23 protein-coding genes and 1 pseudogene are annotated in these 20,728 nt (G+C 40.2%); 22 read left to right on the top strand and 2 right to left on the bottom strand.

Going from position 1 to position 20,728, the window contains the following annotated elements; translation table 11 throughout:
• Positions 1–84 precede the first annotated feature (84 nt).
• The 13 genes and pseudogenes from adk (at position 85) to MOB01S_RS04330 (ending at position 8,877) form a co-directional block, all read left to right on the top strand.
• Positions 85–738, top strand: a complete 654-nt coding sequence (gene adk, locus MOB01S_RS04395) for an adenylate kinase (protein WP_066802074.1) — start codon at positions 85–87, stop codon at positions 736–738.
• A 202-nt stretch (positions 739–940) separates the two neighbouring features.
• A complete protein-coding gene (gene pheA / locus MOB01S_RS04390; RefSeq protein ID WP_066802072.1) occupies positions 941–2,056 on the top strand; it encodes a prephenate dehydratase in 1,116 nt (371 codons plus the stop codon).
• Positions 2,057–2,136: 80 nt separating this feature from the next.
• Positions 2,137–3,003, top strand: a complete 867-nt coding sequence (locus tag MOB01S_RS04385; RefSeq protein ID WP_066802070.1) for a YwqG family protein — start codon at positions 2,137–2,139, stop codon at positions 3,001–3,003.
• A 20-nt stretch (positions 3,004–3,023) separates the two neighbouring features.
• Positions 3,024–3,218 carry a hypothetical protein gene (locus MOB01S_RS04380; RefSeq protein WP_066802068.1) on the top strand — a complete coding sequence of 65 codons (195 nt, stop codon included), beginning with the start codon at positions 3,024–3,026 and terminating at the stop codon, positions 3,216–3,218.
• Positions 3,219–3,233: 15 nt separating this feature from the next.
• Positions 3,234–4,154, top strand: coding sequence for a prephenate dehydrogenase/arogenate dehydrogenase family protein (locus MOB01S_RS04375; RefSeq protein WP_066802066.1), 921 nt, complete (start codon positions 3,234–3,236; stop codon positions 4,152–4,154).
• Between the two features lie 395 nt (positions 4,155–4,549).
• Entirely contained in the window at positions 4,550–4,756 is a 207-nt protein-coding gene (locus tag MOB01S_RS04365; RefSeq protein ID WP_066802062.1) for a hypothetical protein, read from the top strand.
• Positions 4,757–4,901: 145 nt separating this feature from the next.
• Positions 4,902–5,555, top strand: a complete 654-nt coding sequence (locus MOB01S_RS04360; RefSeq protein ID WP_066802060.1) for a hypothetical protein — start codon at positions 4,902–4,904, stop codon at positions 5,553–5,555.
• Between the two features lie 33 nt (positions 5,556–5,588).
• Positions 5,589–6,911 (top strand): annotated as a pseudogene (aroA, locus tag MOB01S_RS04355) (3-phosphoshikimate 1-carboxyvinyltransferase); the annotation flags it as partial.
• Between the two features lie 8 nt (positions 6,912–6,919).
• Entirely contained in the window at positions 6,920–7,192 is a 273-nt protein-coding gene (locus tag MOB01S_RS04350) for a hypothetical protein (RefSeq protein ID WP_066802055.1), read from the top strand.
• Positions 7,192–7,587 carry a type II toxin-antitoxin system VapC family toxin gene (locus MOB01S_RS04345; RefSeq protein ID WP_066802054.1) on the top strand — a complete coding sequence of 132 codons (396 nt, stop codon included), beginning with the start codon at positions 7,192–7,194 and terminating at the stop codon, positions 7,585–7,587. Before MOB01S_RS04350 ends, MOB01S_RS04345 begins: the two co-directional genes overlap by 1 nt.
• A gap of 21 nt (positions 7,588–7,608) precedes the next feature.
• Positions 7,609–8,097, top strand: a complete 489-nt coding sequence (locus MOB01S_RS04340) for a hypothetical protein (RefSeq protein ID WP_066802052.1) — start codon at positions 7,609–7,611, stop codon at positions 8,095–8,097.
• Between the two features lie 31 nt (positions 8,098–8,128).
• Positions 8,129–8,488, top strand: a complete 360-nt coding sequence (folB, locus tag MOB01S_RS04335) for a dihydroneopterin aldolase (protein ID WP_066802050.1) — start codon at positions 8,129–8,131, stop codon at positions 8,486–8,488.
• The gene (locus MOB01S_RS04330) at positions 8,485–8,877 is read left to right on the top strand and encodes a 2-amino-4-hydroxy-6-hydroxymethyldihydropteridine diphosphokinase (RefSeq protein ID WP_066802048.1); all 393 of its coding nucleotides are present in this window, start codon (positions 8,485–8,487) and stop codon (positions 8,875–8,877) included. Before folB ends, MOB01S_RS04330 begins: the two co-directional genes overlap by 4 nt.
• A gap of 6 nt (positions 8,878–8,883) precedes the next feature.
• Here the strand turns inward: MOB01S_RS04330 and MOB01S_RS04325 are convergent, their stop codons facing one another.
• Entirely contained in the window at positions 8,884–9,585 is a 702-nt protein-coding gene (locus MOB01S_RS04325) for a hypothetical protein (protein WP_066802118.1), read from the bottom strand.
• Positions 9,586–9,863: 278 nt separating this feature from the next.
• Between MOB01S_RS04325 and hbs the strand changes: the two genes are divergently transcribed.
• From hbs to MOB01S_RS04295, 6 genes are all read left to right on the top strand, one after another.
• Positions 9,864–10,166 (top strand): non-specific DNA-binding protein Hbs, encoded by a 303-nt coding sequence (gene hbs, locus MOB01S_RS04320; protein ID WP_066802047.1) that lies wholly within the window; start codon positions 9,864–9,866, stop codon positions 10,164–10,166.
• A gap of 155 nt (positions 10,167–10,321) precedes the next feature.
• The gene (locus MOB01S_RS04315) at positions 10,322–12,166 is read left to right on the top strand and encodes a SurA N-terminal domain-containing protein (RefSeq protein ID WP_066802045.1); all 1,845 of its coding nucleotides are present in this window, start codon (positions 10,322–10,324) and stop codon (positions 12,164–12,166) included.
• Positions 12,167–12,235: 69 nt separating this feature from the next.
• Positions 12,236–15,775, top strand: a complete 3,540-nt coding sequence (gene mfd, locus MOB01S_RS04310) for a transcription-repair coupling factor (RefSeq protein WP_245639994.1) — start codon at positions 12,236–12,238, stop codon at positions 15,773–15,775.
• Positions 15,768–16,700, top strand: coding sequence for a hypothetical protein (locus MOB01S_RS04305; protein ID WP_066802043.1), 933 nt, complete (start codon positions 15,768–15,770; stop codon positions 16,698–16,700). The genes mfd and MOB01S_RS04305 overlap by 8 nt, the downstream gene beginning before the upstream one ends.
• A 42-nt stretch (positions 16,701–16,742) precedes the next feature.
• Positions 16,743–16,988 (top strand): hypothetical protein, encoded by a 246-nt coding sequence (locus MOB01S_RS04300; RefSeq protein WP_066802041.1) that lies wholly within the window; start codon positions 16,743–16,745, stop codon positions 16,986–16,988.
• 107 nt (positions 16,989–17,095) lie between these two features.
• Complete coding sequence (locus tag MOB01S_RS04295; RefSeq protein WP_066802034.1) at positions 17,096–17,533, top strand: HIT domain-containing protein; 438 nt, start codon at positions 17,096–17,098, stop codon at positions 17,531–17,533.
• A gap of 95 nt (positions 17,534–17,628) precedes the next feature.
• Here MOB01S_RS04295 and MOB01S_RS04290 read toward each other — a convergent pair whose 3' ends face one another.
• Complete coding sequence (locus MOB01S_RS04290) at positions 17,629–17,991, bottom strand: septal ring lytic transglycosylase RlpA family protein (protein WP_066802031.1); 363 nt, start codon at positions 17,989–17,991, stop codon at positions 17,629–17,631.
• 189 nt (positions 17,992–18,180) lie between these two features.
• Between MOB01S_RS04290 and rsmA the strand changes: the two genes are divergently transcribed.
• Genes rsmA through MOB01S_RS04275 form a run of 3 tightly spaced genes read left to right on the top strand, consistent with a single transcriptional unit; the run spans position 18,181 to position 20,637 of the window.
• A complete protein-coding gene (gene rsmA, locus MOB01S_RS04285; RefSeq protein WP_066802029.1) occupies positions 18,181–19,026 on the top strand; it encodes a 16S rRNA (adenine(1518)-N(6)/adenine(1519)-N(6))-dimethyltransferase RsmA in 846 nt (281 codons plus the stop codon).
• 22 nt (positions 19,027–19,048) lie between these two features.
• A complete protein-coding gene (locus MOB01S_RS04280) occupies positions 19,049–19,897 on the top strand; it encodes a symmetrical bis(5'-nucleosyl)-tetraphosphatase (RefSeq protein ID WP_066802027.1) in 849 nt (282 codons plus the stop codon).
• A complete protein-coding gene (locus tag MOB01S_RS04275) occupies positions 19,897–20,637 on the top strand; it encodes a peptidoglycan DD-metalloendopeptidase family protein (protein ID WP_066802025.1) in 741 nt (246 codons plus the stop codon). Before MOB01S_RS04280 ends, MOB01S_RS04275 begins: the two co-directional genes overlap by 1 nt.
• Positions 20,638–20,728: the final 91 nt, after the last annotated feature.

The raw sequence follows: 20,728 nt of genomic DNA, 5'->3' as shown, positions 1-20,728 counted from the left end.
AAAAATTATCACCAAAAATACTTGAACAATCGGATAATGTGGTTTATATTGTAACCCTATTTCGTGGTTTATTGGAGCATACTCATGCGTATTATTTTATTAGGTCCACCAGGGGCAGGCAAAGGCACACAGGCACAGCTTATCTCAAAAGAGTTTAACATTCCACAGATTTCCACAGGCGACATGCTTCGCTCCGCCATCAAGGCAGGGACACAGCTTGGCAAAACCGCCAAAGCAGTGATGGATGCAGGTCAGCTTGTTTCTGATGAACTTATCATCAATTTGGTCAAAGAGCGTCTGGCAGAGCCTGATTGTGTCAATGGTTGCATTTTTGATGGTTTTCCACGCACCATTCCCCAAGCACAGGCGCTGGCAGATGCTGGCGTAAATATTGATTTTGTGGTAGAAATTAGCGTGCCAGATGCTGACATCATCACGCGTTTGTCGGGTCGTAGAGCTCATTTGCCATCAGGTCGTACTTATCATGTGGTCTATAACCCACCAAAAGTTGAAGGCAAAGACGACGAGACGGGTGAGGATTTGGTACAACGTGATGATGATAAAGAAGAAGTTATTAAAGACCGTTTGTCAGTCTATCATGCCCAAACCGCTACACTTGTCGGGCATTATCAAACCGTTGCTCAATCTGGTGAAAATGCCCCAGCATACCACCAATTTGATGGCACTAAGGATATTAATGTAGTGCGTGATGAGATTTTTGCTATGTTAAAGGGCTGATGCGTCATCGTGAAAACACGTCCGAATTGGGCGTGTTTTTTTATGCAAAGTGAATTTATATAATTTTATAAAATAAATTAAATTATTAAAAATTGATTATTTTGCCAATTAATATCAAGAAAATCAAAAAAAAGATTTGCCCTAACCCCTAAATTTCATGTATCATTAGCCTATTTTTAAAAACCAAAAGTTAGGGGTGCTTATGACCAAGCCAAATACCAGCTTAGACACCAACAAAATCAATGTGTTGCGTGATAAAATTGACCATATTGATGAACAAATTCAACAGCTTATCAACGAGCGAGCCAGTATCGCCAAAGAAGTTGCCATTGCCAAAAAGGACTTTGAAAACCACCCCATTTTTTACCGTCCAGAACGAGAAGCCCAAGTCCTAAAGACAGTAATGGAACGCAATGAGGCAATGAATGGGGCAATGCCTTCTGAAAAGATGGCACGCCTGTTTCGTGAGATTATGTCAGTATGTTTGGAGCTTGAAGCACCACAAAAGATTGCTTTTTTGGGGCCTGTAGGGACTTTTACCCACGCTGCTGCCTTAAAGCACTTTGGCAAGGCAACCACCACCGTGCCACTTGCCACCATCACCGAAGTATTTCGTGAAGTGGAGGCAGGCTCTGCGATGTATGGCGTTGTGCCTGTGGAAAATTCATCAGAAGGCGTGGTCAATCATACCCTAGATGCATTTTTGGGGTCAAATTTACATATCATTGGCGAAGTGGAGTTGCCCATTCATCACAATTTTTTGGTGGATAAACACACCAAAGTTGAGGCAATTTCCAAAATCTATGCCCATCAGCAAACCCTTGCCCAATGTCGTCAATGGCTAGACACGCACTATGCAGGCGTGGAGCGAGTGGCAATGTCCTCAAATGGCGAGGCAGCCAAACGCATCAAAAACGAATGGCATTCGGCAGCGATTGCAGGCGATGTAGCAGCGGCAGAATACGATTTGCACAAACTGCACGAAAACATTGAAGACAATCCCAATAATACCACACGGTTCTTGGTCATTGGGCGAGAGGATATTGCCCCAAGCGGTCAAGACAAAACCTCCATCATTGTATCAAGTCCAGACCGTGCAGGGGCATTGATTGATATTTTAGAACCCCTAAAAAAACACGGCGTATCAATGACCAGTATTGAAACGCGTCCAGAACGCCCAAACAAATGGGCTTATGTATTCTTTATTGATATGCTTGGGCATATTGATGATGAAAATATCAAAAATGCCTTAAATGACATTCGCCCACTTGTTAAGGATTTGCGTATTTTGGGGTCATATCCAAAGGCGGTGATTTGATGATTGGTGTGGCTGTTTTAATATTGCCCATTTAAAACAGCCAATGTTTATTTAATGAATCAATTTTTAAGGAAAATGATATGTCTGATTTACCAAAACCTCTGCAAACCTTACTAGAAATTTCAAAGCGAAATTGTATTAAAATTGATTTATCAAAACAAGACAATGATTTTTTACCAACAAAATCAAGCCAAGTTGGCGGTATGGGTTATTTGCCAGTTGGTGAAACTTATCCTGCCAAATCGGATGGTACACCCCTTGTGTTATTGGCTCAATTAAATTTTAAACAACTTACCGAAACGGTAGACATTAGCCAATTAGCACACCCATTGCCAATGCAAGGCATTTTACAAATTTATCTTGATAGCCAAGATGATGATTATTTGTATGGAGCGGATTTTGATAATCCTTTACCATCTGAAACTTATCAAGTTCGCTTTTGGCAAGATGACAGCCTACCAATTAATATTGATGAATTGGATAAAATTGCCAAGCAATTAAAAGCATTAGACATTGATGCCTTGCCCTTTGATTTTAATCATCAATATGCGATGAATTTTGCATTAACTTCACAATCTTGCACCACAGGGTGTTATGAATACAATCATCTTTCTCAAAAGATTGATGAATTAAAAGAATGTGATGTTTGGAATTATTTAGAAGAAGATTTGGAAATGGATGACCCTGATGAAGTTTTGTCTGTTTATGATGAACTTGCCAATAGTGGCGGACATCAAATTTTGGGTTATCCTTACTTTACTCAAACTGACCCACGAGAGTATGAAAAATCTTTGCAAGAGCATATTTTGTTGTTGCAAATTGACACCGATGACCACGAAAATGACATCATGTGGGGTGATAGCGGTGTGGCGAATTTCTTTATTCACCCCAATGATTTAAAAAATCAAGATTTTTCCAAACTCATTTATAATTGGGATTGTTGTTAATTCTAAACTTGGAGTAAAAAATGGCGACATTGCCGAATGACAGTGCAACACAAACCACAAAAGAATTTAAATCAGGTTTTGGAATGGCAAAGACCAATATTCCAGCCGTGCCTGTGGATTTTGATGTTTCGGTATTTGCCAAGCCAGAGGATTATGGTATTATCATTCCCGAAGGCTCTACTGTAACCATCAATATTTCGCCAAAATTAAATTAAAAAACCGCAAAAACTATGTTTAACAATATTCTTATCATCGGCTTAGGGTTAATTGGGGCAAGTATTGCACAAGGCGTTTTTGACAATCGCCTTGCCAATCATATTTTTGCGGTGGATTTTGAAAGTTCAGTCATTGAATTGGCAAAAGAGAGTGGTTTAATTAAAAATGGCGATACCGAGTTATTGACTTTATTAAAAAGCGGGCAATTAACTGATTGCGAGTGTATTATTATCGCTGTGCCTGCCTTTGCAGTGAAATCGGTATTTGATGATATTGATTTTGCCATTCAAAACCAATTATTGCCAAAGGATATTATTATTAGCGATACCGCCAGCACCAAAGGTAATATTTTAAAAGACGCTTTGGCAAGTTTTAAACAATTACCGCCCAATTTGGTGTTGGCTCACCCCATTGCAGGGGCAGAAAAGTCAGGCTTTATGGCAAGAAATGGGGCATTGTTTAAATCGCATAAGTTGATTATTTGTCCGCACGAATTTAATGATAAAACAGCGGTCAATAAAATCGCTCACCTTTGGCAAGCCTTGGGGGCGAGTGTGGATTTTATAAGCTGTGAAAAACACGATGAGATTTTGGCATTAACCAGTCATCTGCCCCATTTACTCTCCTATGCTCTGACCTATCAGCTTGCCAAAGATGAAGAGAGTTTAAACATATTTCGCTATGCAGGTGGTGGATTTCGGGATTTTAGCCGTATTTCGGCAAGCAGTCCGATTATGTGGCACGATATTTTTTTGGCAAATAAACAGGTGGTATTACAAGGGTTAGATGAGTATCAAAAAATATTGGACGAATTAAAATCTGATATTGAAAATGACAATTCAGATAAGTTATTAGAAACTTTTGCCATTGCCAAAAATGCCAGAGAATATTTTGGGCGGTTATTGGTTGAGAAAGAGAAGTTAAAGAATGGTTAAAAAATCGCTATTAGGCACAATTATCATCAAAAAAAGGATAGATTTTGAAAGATTTCTGGTTGTTTCCTATTTTAGACAACATTAAATATTTTGAATTTACCAAATCTCAGCAAAAGAGATTAAAACTATTGCTACACGAATTGGGATTTATTCTACACTCACCAACGATTACTGATGATTGGTATGTTTTTTATGATAAAAATTCAGACGGTTATGTTGAGCTGTTTCTTAATGAAAATTGCATTCATATTTATGTTTGGGATAGGTGTTCTTGTCAGATAGCGGAGAAACTTATTCAATTATTTTTACAAAAATGTCTTTTTCTAAGATTAGATAATGACAATGAGTAGTAGAGTAATTATAACTCACCATTGATAAAGTGTATTGGATTTAATATGAAAACTTATCAAGAAGTTGAAAATTACTTTATAAATAAAATTAACAATCTGTCATCAGAAAAAATACTGAATGTTTGTCATTTTGTTATTACAAAGATTGTTGTAAGAATTCCTAGTGATTTTGCTAAAAATGAACTGGCAGAAGAGCAACCATTATTAATAAAGTTAAGTCAAGTGGTAAGGTGCGTAACACGCACCATTTAATGAGATAATTATAATTGTTATTAATTTTTTTATTTAACAATTATAATTATCCAATTAAAGAACTTTTATTTTTTTAAAACGGTGTGTAATACACACCTTACAGATTAATCATTTGGTTTTTTTGTGCTTATGGAAAAAACAAAAAATGAAACCTGTTCGCTATAAAAAAGTTCGTGGTAAAAATAGAATTTTACGCCATATAGATGACTGGGCAACCTGCAATCGTCATTTGAATTTGGATTATTTGCAAAAAAACCAAAGAGACTATGTTAAATTTTGGGTCAAACCATTTTCAAATTTACATATTGGCAACAGTATTTATCCAGAACCTTATGGGGAATTTAAAGAAAGATTACTTCGTGGATTGTTTGAAATTTATCAATCTTGGAAAGTGCAATTAGATAACCTAAACAAGCCTTATTATCTAAAAATTTGGCTGTTTGAAAAACATATTTCACGCTCACAAGTGGTTTGCGCTATTGATGATTGTTTGCATTTTTATGATAATGCTTTTGAGCATATTGATAAGCCAAATCTTAATGAATTAAGAAAGTTGTGCGATGGATATTTTGATGATTTTGAAAAATTGAATTGGCAAAAAGGCATTGATACACAATATATTGAAAATACTTATTTAGATTTATTGACTGATACGACAAGTCAAGAATTTAAAGAGGCTGAAAAATGGTTTAATCAAATCAAAGAGCAGGCTTTTTCTGTTTATTATATCCAAAATCCAACTGATGAATTGCAATTTTATTATTTGCTAGAAAATGATAAAGTTTGGATTGGTGGATAATTCTTTATAACCAAATTAGGAAACCCTATGAAATACCACATCACCCCAAGCAACACCTTTACAGGCACACACAAAGTCGCCCCTGACAAATCCATTTCACACCGCACCATTATGTTTGGTAGTTTGGCAAATGGCGTAACTTGTGTAACCAACTTTTTAGAAGGCGAGGACGCATTATCCACTCTACAAGCCTTTCGTGATATGGGCGTACAGATAGACCGAGACGGCGATAAAGTAACGATTTATGGCGTGGGAATGCACGGACTAAAAGCCCCCCAAAAGCCCCTAGATATGGGTAACTCTGGCACGAGTATGAGGCTACTGGCTGGGATTTTGTCCGCTCAGAGCTTTGACAGCACGATGACAGGGGATACTAGCCTATCAAAACGCCCAATGGAGCGAGTCGCCAAACCCTTACGAGCGATGGGGGCGGTGGTGGCGACCACAGGCGAGCGTGGCACACCGCCGATGACGATTACGGGCGGTCAAACCCTAAACGCTATCCATTATGAAATGCCGATGGCGTCCGCCCAAGTTAAATCCTGCCTGCTTTTGGCAGGTCTATGGGCAGATGGTGAGATGGTGGTGGTTGAGCCAGAGATTACACGAGACCACACCGAGCGAATGCTCAAAGCCTTTGGTTATGAGGTCAAGGTTACGCCTATGGGACACGGCAACGAAATCCGTGTCAAAGGCGGTGGGCAATTAACCGCTTGTGATATTGAAGTGCCTGCCGATATTTCAAGCAGTGCGTTTTTTATGGTAGCAGGGGCGATTGCAGGGCGTGGCGATGTGGTGTTGCCAAAGGTGGGGATCAATCCGACTCGTACAGGTGTGATTGACATTTTACGACTAATGGGGGCGGATATAACGCTTAAAAATCAAACAATGGTCGGTGGCGAGCCTGTGGCGGACATTTGTGTTAAGTCAAGCAAATTGCACGGCATTGAGATTCCTTTGCACCTTGTACCGCTGGCGATTGATGAATTTCCTGTGATTTTTGTGGCAGCTGCTTGTGCGACTGGCAAGACCATTTTGCGTGGGGCAGAAGAGCTTAGGGTCAAAGAATCCGACCGCATACAGGTAATGGCGGACGGTCTGACGACTTTGGGCATTGACTGCACGGTGCTTGATGATGGCATTGAGATTATGGGTAAGGGCGAGCAGGATTTGGTGTTTGGCGGTGGGGAGATTGAATCGCACCACGACCATAGAATTGCGATGAGTTTTGCGGTGGCAAGCCTTAGAGCCTGTGATGAAATTATCATCAATGGTACAGAAACGGTGGCGACAAGTTTTCCGAATTTTGCGAAGTTGGTAAAAGAAGCGGGGCTAAATTTGGAAGTTTTAGAATAGGAAAACTTATGTTAAGCATTGATTTGGGTTCTACCAGTCAAGAATTTATTGATTGGCAAGCGGTCAAAAACGCCTTATTAAAAGGCGAAAAAATCTCCGTCAAGCAATCAGGCAAGGAAATTGGGCAATTTTTGCCCAGTTTTGCCCAGTCAAAACCAATGCCAAAAAAACGCAAATTGGGTTTTATGCTTGGTGAGGGGGCAATTCCTGATGACATTCATTGGGGCGATGATGAAGTGATGGCAATGTTTGAAGAAAGTTTTGATGAGAAATTTGATTGATGAAATATTTGCTTGATACGCACATTGTCATTTGGCTTGCCAGAGAACCCAATAAATTATCAAAAACCGTTGCTGAAATATTGGAAAATCCAGAAAACACCGTTTATTTTAGTACGGTTAATTTGTGGGAAATTGCCATAAAAACCAACTTGAAAAAAGACAATTTTTCATTTGATACAGCAAAATTGTATCGGCAATTATTGGCAAATGGCTTTTTGGAATTACCAATCAACCATAAATACACAAAAATAGTAGAAAATTTACCAATCATTCATAGAGACCCATTTGATAGAATGTTAATCGCTCAATCAATCACTGATGATTTGTGTTTGATTACTAATGATGATAAAATTATCCAATATCAAGGATTAAAATTCTTAGTTAATGATCATTAACAGATAAATCGGTACTTATTGATGAAATTTAATCACAAAATCACCCTTGATATGTTTGAATTTTTGGTTAAGGGTAAATTTGACTGTATTGAACTTGGACAAACACAGGAATGGATTTTAAATAATTTTCCTGACCCCAATTATTATGACGGCAAATCAATATTGGGGTCAGAGATTTGGCAATATGGCAAAATTGAATTTCATTTTTATGATAACAAGTTGGAACAAATATTTTCTGACCACTTTCAATCCAATTATTTGGGAAAAAAATTCAATGCAGGTGATGAGTTTATTGTCAAACCGTGGATTTTTAAAAATCCCAAAAAATTAACTTTGGATTATGTGATGAGAAAATTTGTTAAATTAAACATTGATTTTGAAAAACGCACCACAAGTTATTCTATTGAGTTGATTTTAAAAAGTGGGGTTAAATTGATTTTTCAAAATCCCAATGACAGCAAAAATAAAAATCCCAATCGTTATTTGATGATGGCGTTTGTATTGAATTAAAGATTGTTTTGTTGAGAGATAAAAAATAAATATGAAAGACGTTGTTTTTATTAAAGGTTTAAAAATCAATACACATATCGGTGTATATGATTGGGAAAGAGCCATTAAACAAGCATTAATCGTTGATTGTGAAATGGTCTGTGACATGACTATGGCAAGTCAAACTGATGACGTGGCACACGCCATTAATTATAAAACAGTATGTGAGGATATTGAGCGTCTTTGTCATGAAATTAAAGCCAAATTATTAGAAAAGCTTGCCGAAGAGATTTGTGTCTATCTTTTGGCAAATTATCCTTGCCAAAATATCACACTCACCATTCACAAACCCAACGCCATCAAACAAGCAGATAGTGTGGGTGTGAAAATCGTTCGCCAGAAATCCTTATGAACACTCATTATATCATCGCATTAGGCAGTAACGTTAATAGCGACACGGCTTTTCAGATTGCTATTGATGAATTACAAAAACTGGGTGGTGTAATATTATCGTCAGTTGTTACTGGTGGAGACTTTACAGGTAAAACGGATTTGGTGTATCGCAATGTGGTGGCACTCATCACGTTATCAACACCTTGTGATTATGATGTATTTAATGAGATATTAAAAAACATAGAAAAACAATGTGGACGAAATAATGACAACACCCAAGTACCGATGGATTTAGATATTTTGGCATTTTATCAAGTGGATAAATGGTGTGTAGTAAAGAAGCGTTATCCCTTTAAAATGCATGAAAAAAAGGGGCTAAATGAAGTTGCCCCATTTTTATTAGATTGACATATCTTAGATGAAAAAATGACTCATCACCGCAATCAATGCTACGACTGACATTACTATCAACGCCATTTTGGTGGATTTTTGTTTGCTGGCTGTCTCGGCGAGGGCAGTGGTTAGGTGTGCGTTTTCGTTAGCAAGCGTAGCGACTTGTTCCTCTAACTTGGCAATTTTGGCTTTGGTGCGTTCGGCTTTTTTTTCACGTTCTTCGGCGGTGGGTTTGTCTTTTTTGACTTTGCCCAACAGGTTGTCAATCACTCCGCCTATGCCAAGCTGTACCAAAAAGGCTTTGAGCTGTGCCACATCGTCTGTCTCGCCACGGATTTGTAAGCCATCGACACTTTTGGGGTTGTGGTTGGTGAGTAGGTTAAATAGTTGAAATGTATAGGCATTGATGGTGATGTCTGCTGTACGGTTGGGAGGTAGGCGGTCATCAAGTAGCACGCCACGATAGCCAAAAGTAGCATATATTTGGGTATGGGGCAGATAGGTGCGAATGCAGACGATTTTGTCTTGATTGGCAAGCGGATAAGCAAGTTCACGCAATTTGGGGTCAAAGCGAAGCACAAGCGTGATGGCGGATTCTAAAAACACCAACAGAACGTTTAAGGCACTACGGGAAAAAACACCTGTCATGGTTTCGTTGGGTGGTAGCTCTTTTGGGTGTTCTGATGTTGGTTTTGTTGTGCTTTGGGGTGTGTCGGCATTCATAATCATCAATCACAAAATTTTTGAACATGATAAAATGATATTGACAAAAAGTAAACCATTGATGGGAAAATTTTCGGTAATTGTGTAGCGACAACGCCAAAAACCGTGAATTTTTGTAAAAATTTTGTATTTTTTCATCTAAACCCCTTGTAAAATGCCTATCTTATCCCTTACAATGCTTACCTAACCAAGGTTTATCCATTACAGGGTTTACCTTACCTATATTATCCAGTTTGGGCAATACTTGTTCAAACTTATTTTTCACGTGAGGAATTATCATGAATAAATCAGAATTGGTTGATAGCATCGCCCAACAAGCAGGTCTTACCAAAGATCAAGCTACCAAAGCATTGAATGCCTTTACTGCCAGCGTACAAGGTGCATTGGAGCGTGGCGATGATGTGGTATTGGTTGGTTTTGGTACGTTTAGTGTTAAAGAGCGTGCCGCTCGCACTGGTCGTAACCCAAAAACTGGCGAAGAGCTACAAATCGCTGCCAGCAAAGTGCCTAGCTTCAAAGCAGGTAAAGGTCTAAAAGATGCAGTAAATCCTGTGTCTGCCCCTAAAAAAGGCAAAAAATAATTTTGCTGATAACAAAAAACGCACTTCTAAGGTGCGTTTTTTTATGGGTGAAATGGGTGGTTTGTAAAATGATTAATACAAAATTTTTTTGAGTATTTTGCAAAAATGGCGTATCATAGTGAGTTTATTTGAGTTGATAAAAAGTGTGATTGTCTATGGATAAAATTCGTGATTTTATGCAAAGCTGGCCGGGTAAAATAGTGTTGTTATTGACGCTTGTGCCGATGGCATTTATGGGGATTTCTAATTTTCATGGCGGTGCAGGGATTGCCCCCAACGAAGTGGTTAAAGTGGGTAATGCTTCGGTAAGTTTGGATGTTTATCGGAGCGAAATCAACGCTTATCGCAGTCGTTTGTTAGAAAGCGTAGATGCCAATTTGATTGATGAAAAGGCACTTTCTGATGAAATCTTGCAAGGCATGATTGATAGGGCGTTGCTTGAAAATCAAAGCCAATTTTTGGGCATGACCGTCTCTGATGAAATGATGACTCGCCTGCTTAGTGCTGACAGTAGTTTTCACGATGCAAATGGTAAGTTCTCCAATGATTTGTTTGCCCAGTACCTACAAAGTCGTGGCATGACCAAAAGTCATTTGTTTGATGAATTTCGTGTTCAGTTGAGTTTACGTCAGCTGACAAGCAGTCTTTTGGGGACGGCAATTTATCCTGATTTGCAGATTGGGCGACTCTTAGATTTGCAATTACAAAGCCGTGAAGTGTGGCTTTATCGTTTGGCATGGCAAAATTTTGCAGACAAAGTCCATGTGAGCGATGGCGACATTGAAACTTATTATCAAGCCAACAAAGATAAACTCATCAAGCCTGCGACTGTTGATTTGGCATATCTTGAATTGTCCGATAAAGATGTCAAAGTGGAAGCACCCAACGATGAAGAAATTCAAGCTCAATACCAAGCCTATTTACAAAATAGTGGCGTGGCAAACAGCTTTGGACTGGCTCAGATTTTGTTGACAGGCGATGATGCGGAGAGTCGTGCCAAAGAAGTCAAAGCCAAACTGGATGCAGGTGGGGACTTTAAGGCACTTGCCAAAGAGTATTCAGACGACCCAACAGGACAATCAGGGGGCGATATTGGTTCGTATAATCCTGCCATGTTTGGTGAGAGTGCCAAAGCGGTGGAGTCTGCTGTTGATGGGCTTGGTGTGGGACAGTCAAGCAATGTGGTGAAGACACAGTTTGGTTATCATATTTTTAACATCACAAGATTGGCAGAAGTGCCAAGCCAAGACAGTATGCGTGATGAGCTTATCAAGCAAGCCTACGAACACAAACGCAAATCCGCCTTTGAGGAAATGGTTGCCAAAATCAACAGTATGGCGACTGATGGTATGGGTATTGCCGACATTGCACAGGCAATGGGCTTGACTGCCAAAAACATCAAGGCTTATCCACAAACGGGCAACCAAACCGAGCTTTCTGCTTCAAGCGTGATTACTGCCGCCTTTGATGAGTTTGCCATCGCTGACCAATCAGTGAGTGCAGGCATAACGCTGACAGATAAAACGGTGTGGGTACAATCAACCAATCACGAGGCACAGCGCCCCATGACCAAAGAGGAGGCAAATGCTGATATTAAGGCGATTTTGGTAAAACAACAAGCCATTGCTCTTGCTCTTAACGAAGCACAAAACATCGCCAAGCAAGGTGAGGCTGACCCTAAGGTGCTAGCAACCAAAGAGGCGAGTATTGGGCAGGTGGGTTTGAGTAGTTCGGCGTTGTCTACGGCTGAAAAAGCCAGTCTATTTTTGCATCAAGGTGAGGGGCTAAGCGTCTGGACGGTGGAGACTGACGAAGGGGCAAGCGTGCTGGTTGGTTCGCCCATCACATCTAGCAGTCAGCCACAGTTAGGACAAGCCGAACGCATGGCTACCGCCAAGATTATTCGTGATAATGTTGGTCAAGACCAGCTTGGGGACTATCTGCAATACTTGCGAGATACCCAAAAAATCCAGTTAAATGAACAAGCCCTAAAACAATAACACGCCACCCATAAACCCATATTCAAGCGTGAATGTGGGTTTTGTCTTTTGTTGTTAATGAGTTTTCTAATGCACATTCATACCCCTATTTTAAAAGCTGATTTTCATACCCAATTCATTGACCCTATATCAGACCTAAGTCGGGCGTTGTGGCTTACTACTTATGCCAAAACCGCCAAGCAGTTGGTTCTGATGGTGTGCCAGTCGCAAGAAAAATTACACACCCTTGCCGATGAGCTTGCTTTTTTTGGCATAACGCCATACATTTTTGCTGACTATGAAACGCTGGTTTATGACCGCTTGCCTGTGCAAGAAGACATCATTGCCGAGAGGATTGCTCTTTTAACCCAAATGCCAAGCACAGGCGTGTTGCTAGTTAGTGTGCAGTCTTTGATGCAAAGGCTTGCTCCGCCAAGTTATCTTTTGGGGCGGTTTTTTGATTTGAAGGTGGGTGAACGCTTTGATTTGACCACTCAAAAAGAACGGTTGATTAAGGCGGGTTACAAGGCGGTGGATAATGTCTATGTGGCAGGCGAATTTGCTGTGCGTGGGAGCGTGGTGGATATTTTTGCGGTGGGGCAGGCGTTGCCGTTTCGCCTTGATTTGTTTGATGATGAGATTGAGAGCATCAAATTTTTTAACCCTGATACCCAAAGAACACTAAGTGATGATGATTTTGCAAAACTAAAAAAGGATAGGGTATTTGGTGATACCACCCCAAACTCACCCAAAGTACATGAATTTCGCCTGCTACCTGCGTGTGAATTTGATTTTGACAACAAAGAACAATTTCGCCAAAATTTTGCCAGTATTTTTCCTGACGTTTCTGCCCGCAAGGTAGAATTTTATAATGACATTATGACAGGCATACAACCATCAGGGGTGGAGTATTATGCACCGTTATTTTTTGAGCTTGACAACTGGTATGCACACGGCTCGCTGTTTTCTTATTTGCCCAAAGATACGCTCGTTGTTTGTGATGATGGTCTTGCCCATGCTCACCACGATTTTTGGACACAGGTTAAGGCTCGTCATCATTCTTATGGGTTTGATAAAGATGTGCCGATTTTGCCCCCAGAGCTGTTGTATTTGCCAGAAAATGAGTTTTTTCACGCCTTAAAGCCCTATCCAAGAGCGGTGTTTGGGGTGGATAAGGGCAATGCCGTATCGCTGTTTTGTGATTTTGTCGGCGATGTTGTGCCAAGTTTGCCCATTAATCATCAAAAAGATGAGCCGTTGGACGCGTTTTTAAATTTTGTGGCAACTTGTGATGAGCCGATTTTATTTGCTTGTGAAAGTGCGGGCAGACGAGAGATTGTTTTGGAATTGTTAAGAGGCAAATTGGAAGTGGAACTGGTGGCAGATTTTGGCGAATTTTTCCAAAATTTGGACAAATTTACCCACAAACTTGCCCTAACTGTTGCTCCGATTGAGCAAGGTATTTGGTTAAAAAAACAGGGGTTAAAAAACAATCAAAACGGTTTTTGTGTGATTAGTGAAACGCACATTTTTGGCAGACAAATCAGCCAAAGTAAAAGAAAACGCCAAAATGCCCTATCGCAAGCCTTTTTGATAAAATCAGTCAGCGAAATGACCGAAGGGTCTTTGGTGGTGCATTTATCCTATGGTATTGGGCGGTATCAGGGGCTTGTTGTGCTTGATGTGGGCGAAGGTGAGCAAGAATTTATTCACATCAAATATGCCGATGATGCCAACGTCTATGTGCCAATCACCAATCTGGCACTCATTGGGCGGTATAGTGGTACGGACAGTGAGGCGGTGCAACTATCTAAACTTGGCTCAGGCAAATGGGATAAGGCTCGCCAAAAAACCTTGACCGACATTTATGATGTGGCAGCCGAATTGCTCAATGTGCAAGCCAGACGAAACGCCAAAGCTGGTATTGCCTTTGATATTGATATGGCACAGTATGAGCTGTTTGCCAGTGAGTTTGCTTTTGAAGAAACGCTTGACCAAAAAAGTGCCATTGATGCGGTGCTAAATGACATGAAACAAACCAAGCCAATGGATAGGCTCATTTGTGGCGATGTGGGTTTTGGTAAGACCGAAGTGGCAATGCGAGCGGCGTTTGTGGCGGTACAGGCGGGCTATCAGGTGGCAGTGCTGGTGCCAACCACGCTCCTTGCAGGGCAACACGAAGATAATTTTAAGACCCGTTTTGCTGATTGGGCGATTAAGGTGGAAAGTTTGTCAAGGTTTGTTTCTAAAAAAGCCCAAGACAAGGTGCTGACGGATTTGGCAGAAGGTAAAGTGGACATTGTTATTGGCACGCACAGACTGCTACAAGATGATGTTAAATTTAAAAAATTGGGGCTAATGATTGTGGACGAAGAACATCGTTTTGGCGTTCGCCACAAAGAAAAAATCAAAAGTTTGCAATCTGATGTGGATACTTTGACAATGACCGCAACCCCCATTCCAAGAACGCTGAATATGGCGTTGTCTGGAATGCAAGACATTTCTATCATTGCCACACCGCCTGCCCGCCGTCTTGCCATTAAGACTTTTGTTGCTGAAAAAAGCGAGCAGACGACCAAAGATGCTATTTTGCGGGAGATTTTGCGTGGGGGACAGGTTTATTATTTGCACAACGATGTGGCGAGTATTGATAGCGTGGCGGAGAGTCTGTCTGAACTGATTCCCGAAGTACGAGTGGGTGTGGCTCATGGACAAATGGCTGAAAAAGAGCTGTATGCAGTGATGAGTGATTTTTATCACAAAAAAACCAATGTACTGGTAGCAAGTACGATTATTGAAACGGGCATTGATGTGCCAAATGCCAACACCATCATCATTAACCGTGCAGATAAATTTGGCTTGGCTCAATTACATCAGCTAAGGGGTAGGGTGGGGCGAAGCCATCATCAGGCGTATTGTTATTTGTTTGTGCCGTCCATTAAGGGGCTAACCACGGACGCCAAAAAACGCTTAGATGCCATCAGCCGAGCCAATACGCTAGGAGCGGGTTTTATGCTTGCTAGTGAGGATTTGGAAATTCGGGGGGCAGGCGAGATTTTGGGTAAATCGCAGTCGGGCAATATGCAAACCATTGGTTTTGGTTTGTATATGGACATGCTTAATCGTGCCACAAAAGCCATTAAACAGGGCAAAACACCAAAGCTAGAAACGCCTCTTGATTTGGTTAGTGATATTAATATTCACACATCAGCACTCATTCCAAGCGATTATTTGGCGGATGTGTCAGAGCGACTGCTCTTTTATAAACGCATTGCAGGGGTGGATACGCTTGATGAATTAAATGACCTAAGAAGTGAGATGATAGACCGCTTTGGGGCGATGTCTGTCGCCCTTGCCAATTTGTTTTTGGTGCATAAAATCAGGGTGCAAAGTATGCCTTTGGGGGTGGTTAAGGTTGATGTTACGGCTCATTCTTTGACGGTTGAATTTAAAGCCGATACACCTGTGGACGGACTGGCGATTGTTCGGCTCATTCAATCGGACGACAAATACCGTATGCAAGGAGCAACCACCCTAAAATACACCTTCAAAGACGAAAAAGATGTGGTGGGGAGGACAAATGTGGTGTTTGAGTTGTTGCATTATTTTGGGAAAAATTTAATTGAGTGATAAAATCATCATCAAAGAGTCATTTTATGCTCTTATAGCCCCTGTGTTTTGGATTGTAGTGGGTTGGGGGTTTGTGTTTTTTATGTTTGTGGCAATTTATGAAGGTATTGTCAGTGCTGATTTGGTATTTATTTCTAACGCCATTTTTTTCTCTCCTGTGTTGTTGGGGATATTGTATCTTTTAATTAAAAATATCGGTTATTTTTTTAACTTATTAACCTTTTTTATTAAAAACCCTTATATCCAAATTTATGATGATGGTATTGTCGTCAATCATTATGATGTGGATGTTAAACCTGTATTAATTGCTTGGTCTCAAATTAAAGCGATATTTGCTACAAAGGATTTTTCTGTTCATCATCAATTATGTTTATTGTATGACAAGGAGTCCAAATCTCCTAAACATAAAAATACGAATGAATACAAAAAGTTATTTATTCATACAAAAGCAATTATTTATGATGGTGAAACCTATAAAGGAGGTGATTTATTTGATTGTTTATGCCAGCTTGCAGATGAAATTAGTGCCATAAAGCGTGAAAAATGTCCGCCACATGAGTCATCTGCTACCATGTCTCACCATACGACAAAGCGTGGTAGATTTGATGATAGAGAATGGCGATTGGTAGAGCCTATATTTTTCCCCGCTCTTTATTTGGTGGTTACCTTGATTTGTTTCTTTTTGGGAATAACATTTCCATTAAGTAAATTATCAAATCAAGGGGTTTCTTTGGCGAGCATTGCTCCCAATCTATTTTTTGCCAGTATCATGATATTGATGGGTCTGATTTGTGTTAATGTGTTTTTAAAAAGTGCATTATCATCATTTGGCTATTACTCATCAAAGATACAATTAGACAATCAAGGCATCAAAATTTATCAATACAATAAATCAAAACAAATGTTATTTATTTCTTGGGGATAAGTTTATCAAGCAAAAGCAGAATACAGCAGGCATTCTTATGATGTGTGTATTGAGACATTGGTTTATCCTGATGATGATATTGTAGTAGCCATAAAGATTAGGGTGGATAGTTTGTTTCCAATGCTATTTCCAGATTATAAAGAAAAAGCTTTGGACATTGTCAATGCAATTAATAACAGTGTTTACCCACCAAAAGGTCGCCAAGACAATAAATCTTTGTTGCGTATGTCGGTTGATGTGGGTGGTTATGGGCAATACTCCTTTCTTGATGTTGTGCCTTATGAATGATGTGCTGTGTAAAATTGGGCTTGGGACAAATAATCATCACGTTTGCCAAATTTTATGTTACAATAGTACGATTTATTCTATTATTTTAAACTAAAAAGAGAAAACAGATGTTCCAATTACACTCACAACTTGCCAAAGACACCTTTTTGGTGGGCGATTTTCCACTATCTACCGTGCGTTTGATGAATGATTGTCAGTTCCCTTGGCTGATTTTAGTGCCACGAGTATCAGGCATCAAAGAAATCTATGAGTTGTCTGCTACTGACCAAGTGCAGTTTTTGCGTGAATCAAGTTGGGTTTCAAGTCAAATGGCGAAAATCTTTGGGGCAGATAAAATGAATGTGGCAGCACTCGGCAACCAAGTGCCACAGCTACATTTTCATCACATCGTCCGCTACCAAAACGACAGCCGTTGGCCAAACCCTGTTTGGGGTGTGCCTGCCATTCCCTATACCGCCGAAGTGTTACAACATATGCAACAAACACTCATGATGGCACTGCGTGGACATCATGAAATGCCCTTTGATTGGAAGATGAGTGTTTGATTATTAAATTATTGATTTTAAATAAATTTATTTGATTTATAATGCTACATAGCATACTACAAAAATCCCCTGCTAAAAAACAGGGGATTTTAATGTTATTCTTGATATGCCAACTCAATATTTTCTTGTTGAATGGGTTTGACTTCCACTTTGACAATCCCAGCCGACAAGGGTGCAAGTTCCTTAAAGGCTTTTTGGGATAAATCAATCCGCCCAGATTTGCCGATACGGTCATTGACTTTGCAAATGACGGATTTGTTATTTTTGGGGTTAGTAACTTCAACATAAGTGCCTAGTGAGTATTTGTTAGAGGCACAGGTCAATTTTTGATTGCTAAATGTTTCACCGTTGGCGGTTTTACGTCCGTTGAAGTTGTTGGCGTAGTAGCTGGCTGTGGTGGCATGGGCTTGACTGGCAAACACACTGGCAACAAGTAAAGAGATGGTTAATAAACGCATAAAATATAAATAATGAAAAAAAATGAACGACCATTATAATAAAAAATACCACGATGTTTGCTAAAAATATTGCAATTTTTTGTTATTTTTGTTGCTTATTCTCATTTAATCGCTGAAAACTTGGGGTGAAAATGGCGATTTTTTGTTATCAATGTTATAATGCCATCATCATCACATATTGGAAAGACCATGACGATTCGCACACCCAGAGAACTAAACCACGCCCCAAGAAAACGCTTTGGGCAAAATTTCTTGCACGACACTGGCATTATCCGTCAGATAGTTGATGGCGTGCATTTGTCTCGGGGGGACAACTTACTTGAAATTGGGCCGGGTTTGGGGGCGTTGACCGAGCCACTTTTGGCAGAAGTGGATAGCATGACGGTGATTGAGCTTGACCGTGATTTGGCAAGTGCGTTACGCATTAATATTGGAGCAAATAGCCACCCTGATTTTACCATCATCAACGATAATGCCATGCACATTGATTATCGTCAGCTTGCCAATCAGGTGGGGCGTGGGGCGTTTCGGGTGGTGGGTAATTTGCCCTATAATATTTCTACGCCCATTTTGTTTCGTTTGCTTGAATTTAGTGATGTCATTATGGATATGCACTTTATGCTCCAAAAAGAAGTGGTTGATAGGATTACTGCTGAACCAAATACCAAAGCCTATGGGCGACTTTCTGTCATTATGCAGTATTATTGTCAAGCGGATTATTTGTTGACCGTCCCCAATGGGGCATTTAACCCACCACCCAAAGTTACTTCGGCAGTGTTTCGCTTGACACCTTTCAAAATAAAACCTTTGCAAGCCAAAGACGAAAAAATATTTGTCATTTTGGTGCGTGAGGCTTTCAACCACAGACGCAAAACATTGCGAGCGATTTTTAAAAGCGTAAGCCTCTTGCCCATTTTAGACGATGAAGATTTTGCCAAAGTGGGTATCAGTCCACAGGCACGTCCCGAGACACTAGAAGTGGCGGATTTTGTCAAATTGGCAGATTTGTCATTTGAAAAAATGAACCAAAATTAATAAAAAATTTATTTTATAAAATATGAATACATTAACTAAAACATACCGACATGAGTATGTCATTGGTGATTTGCAAGGCTGTTTTGATGCCTTCAATCGCTTGCTTGTGGCGTTGGATTTTGATGAAAATCTGGATAAACTTTGGCTATGTGGCGACATCGTGGCACGTGGCGAAAATTCGCTAGACACCTTACGACAAGTCAAACGCCTATCCGACAAAGGGGCTTTGACTACTGTACTTGGTAATCATGACATTACCTTGATTGCCACTTGGCGAGGACTTTTGCCAATAAAAGCAAAGGATAATACCGCATCAATATTTACCGCCCCTGACTGCGATGAGCTGTTAAATTGGCTTCGTTGTCAGCCTTTTTTGGTATATCCGAGTGAAAAGACAGTACTAACGCATGCGGGCATACCACCAAACTGGAAAGTCAAAGATGCCAAAGCATATGCCAAAGAGTTGCAAATACAGTTTTCAGGCAGTTTAAAACAGCTTGATAGATTGCTTCCTAATTTGTATGGCAAAAAAGCAGACGTGTGGTCTGATAAATTGCATGGTTATGAGCGCATGAGAGCGATTGCGAACTATTTTACTCGCATGAGATTGTGTGACAAGGATGGTATGCTAGAATTTTCTTTTAAAGAAACGCTAGGAGATGATATGCCCAAAGGGTTTCGTCCTTGGTTTGAGTGGGAGGTTACTCGTAAACGCAAAATCTTGTTTGGTCATTGGGCGGGCTTAAAAGCACAAATTGCCACCGACAAAGTGCGTGCATTGGACGCAGGGTGTGTGTGGGGCGGTCAACTCTTGGCATATCGTTTGGCTGATGAAAAAATCATCGTCGTAGAGAGTAAAGGAGAAATGTGATGAAATTAATAAAATTAACCTTAATCATGTCATTTTTGGCGTTGTCAGCATGTGTGGGTTTGCCAACAACCACGCCAGCCCCCAAACTCACCATCAATGCTCAGGGTGTACCCAGTCATTATCAAGTTAAAAAGGGCGATACCATCAGCAAAATTGCGACACGTTATGGCTTAAATTGGCGTGAAGTAGCAAACCTAAACAATCTTGATGACAAATACACCATTCGTCAAGGGCAATGGCTTACTTTGTGGGCAAACTCTACCACAAATACAAAAAGAAAAGCCATTACTACCCCTGTAACCCAACCGCTTATCATACAACAAAATGTTACCCCAGTTGTAATACCACAACCACAACAGCCAAAACCGCAGTTTGTATATCCTGTGCCACAAAATAGCGTGATTGTACGTCATTTTGGTGCAACCAACAATGCCAATGTCAAAAGTGAAGGGGTGTGGTTTCGTAGCGAAGAGAATGCCCCTGTGGTGGCAATTGCTGATGGGCGAGTGATTTTTGTAGATGAAAGTAGTGCTAATGGAATTTTTATCAATATCCGTCACACCGATGGGCTTGTGAGCGAATATCGTTTTGTCAAACAACTTAAAGTTGAGCCAAATCAAATGGTTCGGGTAGGGCAACAAATCGCTAGCACCAAAAAAGCCAATAGCGGTTCGGTGATTACGGAGTTTCGTTTGTCCAAGCATGGGGCATATATTGACCCCATGACGGTCTTAAAATAAACCTTAAAAAACCGTTGGTGTTGTTATACTTTTCCAGAAAACCGTTCGTGGTGAGCTTGTTGAACCATAACGGTTTTCCTAGACTTCGACA

Source organism: Moraxella oblonga NBRC 102422, from assembly GCF_001598275.1.
In the GTDB taxonomy this organism is placed as follows: Bacteria; Pseudomonadota; Gammaproteobacteria; order Pseudomonadales; family Moraxellaceae; genus Moraxella; species Moraxella oblonga.
The sequence above is the reverse complement of the archived record's forward strand: the minus strand, read 5'-3'. Positions and strand labels throughout refer to the sequence as shown.

What these genes read in the sequence shown, in the direction of transcription:
- adk (WP_066802074.1), top strand. Translation starts at nt 85, where the DNA reads ATGCGTATTATTTTATTAGGTCCACCAGGGGCAGGCAAAGGCACACAG.
- pheA (WP_066802072.1), top strand. Translation starts at nt 941, where the DNA reads ATGACCAAGCCAAATACCAGCTTAGACACCAACAAAATCAATGTGTTG.
- MOB01S_RS04385 (WP_066802070.1), top strand. Translation starts at nt 2,137, where the DNA reads ATGTCTGATTTACCAAAACCTCTGCAAACCTTACTAGAAATTTCAAAG.
- MOB01S_RS04380 (WP_066802068.1), top strand. Translation starts at nt 3,024, where the DNA reads ATGGCGACATTGCCGAATGACAGTGCAACACAAACCACAAAAGAATTT.
- MOB01S_RS04375 (WP_066802066.1), top strand. Translation starts at nt 3,234, where the DNA reads ATGTTTAACAATATTCTTATCATCGGCTTAGGGTTAATTGGGGCAAGT.
- MOB01S_RS04365 (WP_066802062.1), top strand. Translation starts at nt 4,550, where the DNA reads ATGAAAACTTATCAAGAAGTTGAAAATTACTTTATAAATAAAATTAAC.
- MOB01S_RS04360 (WP_066802060.1), top strand. Translation starts at nt 4,902, where the DNA reads ATGAAACCTGTTCGCTATAAAAAAGTTCGTGGTAAAAATAGAATTTTA.
- MOB01S_RS04350 (WP_066802055.1), top strand. Translation starts at nt 6,920, where the DNA reads ATGTTAAGCATTGATTTGGGTTCTACCAGTCAAGAATTTATTGATTGG.
- MOB01S_RS04345 (WP_066802054.1), top strand. Translation starts at nt 7,192, where the DNA reads ATGAAATATTTGCTTGATACGCACATTGTCATTTGGCTTGCCAGAGAA.
- MOB01S_RS04340 (WP_066802052.1), top strand. Translation starts at nt 7,609, where the DNA reads ATGAAATTTAATCACAAAATCACCCTTGATATGTTTGAATTTTTGGTT.
- folB (WP_066802050.1), top strand. Translation starts at nt 8,129, where the DNA reads ATGAAAGACGTTGTTTTTATTAAAGGTTTAAAAATCAATACACATATC.
- MOB01S_RS04330 (WP_066802048.1), top strand. Translation starts at nt 8,485, where the DNA reads ATGAACACTCATTATATCATCGCATTAGGCAGTAACGTTAATAGCGAC.
- MOB01S_RS04325 (WP_066802118.1), bottom strand. Translation starts at nt 9,585, where the DNA reads ATGAATGCCGACACACCCCAAAGCACAACAAAACCAACATCAGAACAC.
- hbs (WP_066802047.1), top strand. Translation starts at nt 9,864, where the DNA reads ATGAATAAATCAGAATTGGTTGATAGCATCGCCCAACAAGCAGGTCTT.
- MOB01S_RS04315 (WP_066802045.1), top strand. Translation starts at nt 10,322, where the DNA reads ATGGATAAAATTCGTGATTTTATGCAAAGCTGGCCGGGTAAAATAGTG.
- mfd (WP_245639994.1), top strand. Translation starts at nt 12,236, where the DNA reads ATGCACATTCATACCCCTATTTTAAAAGCTGATTTTCATACCCAATTC.
- MOB01S_RS04295 (WP_066802034.1), top strand. Translation starts at nt 17,096, where the DNA reads ATGTTCCAATTACACTCACAACTTGCCAAAGACACCTTTTTGGTGGGC.
- MOB01S_RS04290 (WP_066802031.1), bottom strand. Translation starts at nt 17,991, where the DNA reads ATGCGTTTATTAACCATCTCTTTACTTGTTGCCAGTGTGTTTGCCAGT.
- rsmA (WP_066802029.1), top strand. Translation starts at nt 18,181, where the DNA reads ATGACGATTCGCACACCCAGAGAACTAAACCACGCCCCAAGAAAACGC.
- MOB01S_RS04280 (WP_066802027.1), top strand. Translation starts at nt 19,049, where the DNA reads ATGAATACATTAACTAAAACATACCGACATGAGTATGTCATTGGTGAT.
- MOB01S_RS04275 (WP_066802025.1), top strand. Translation starts at nt 19,897, where the DNA reads ATGAAATTAATAAAATTAACCTTAATCATGTCATTTTTGGCGTTGTCA.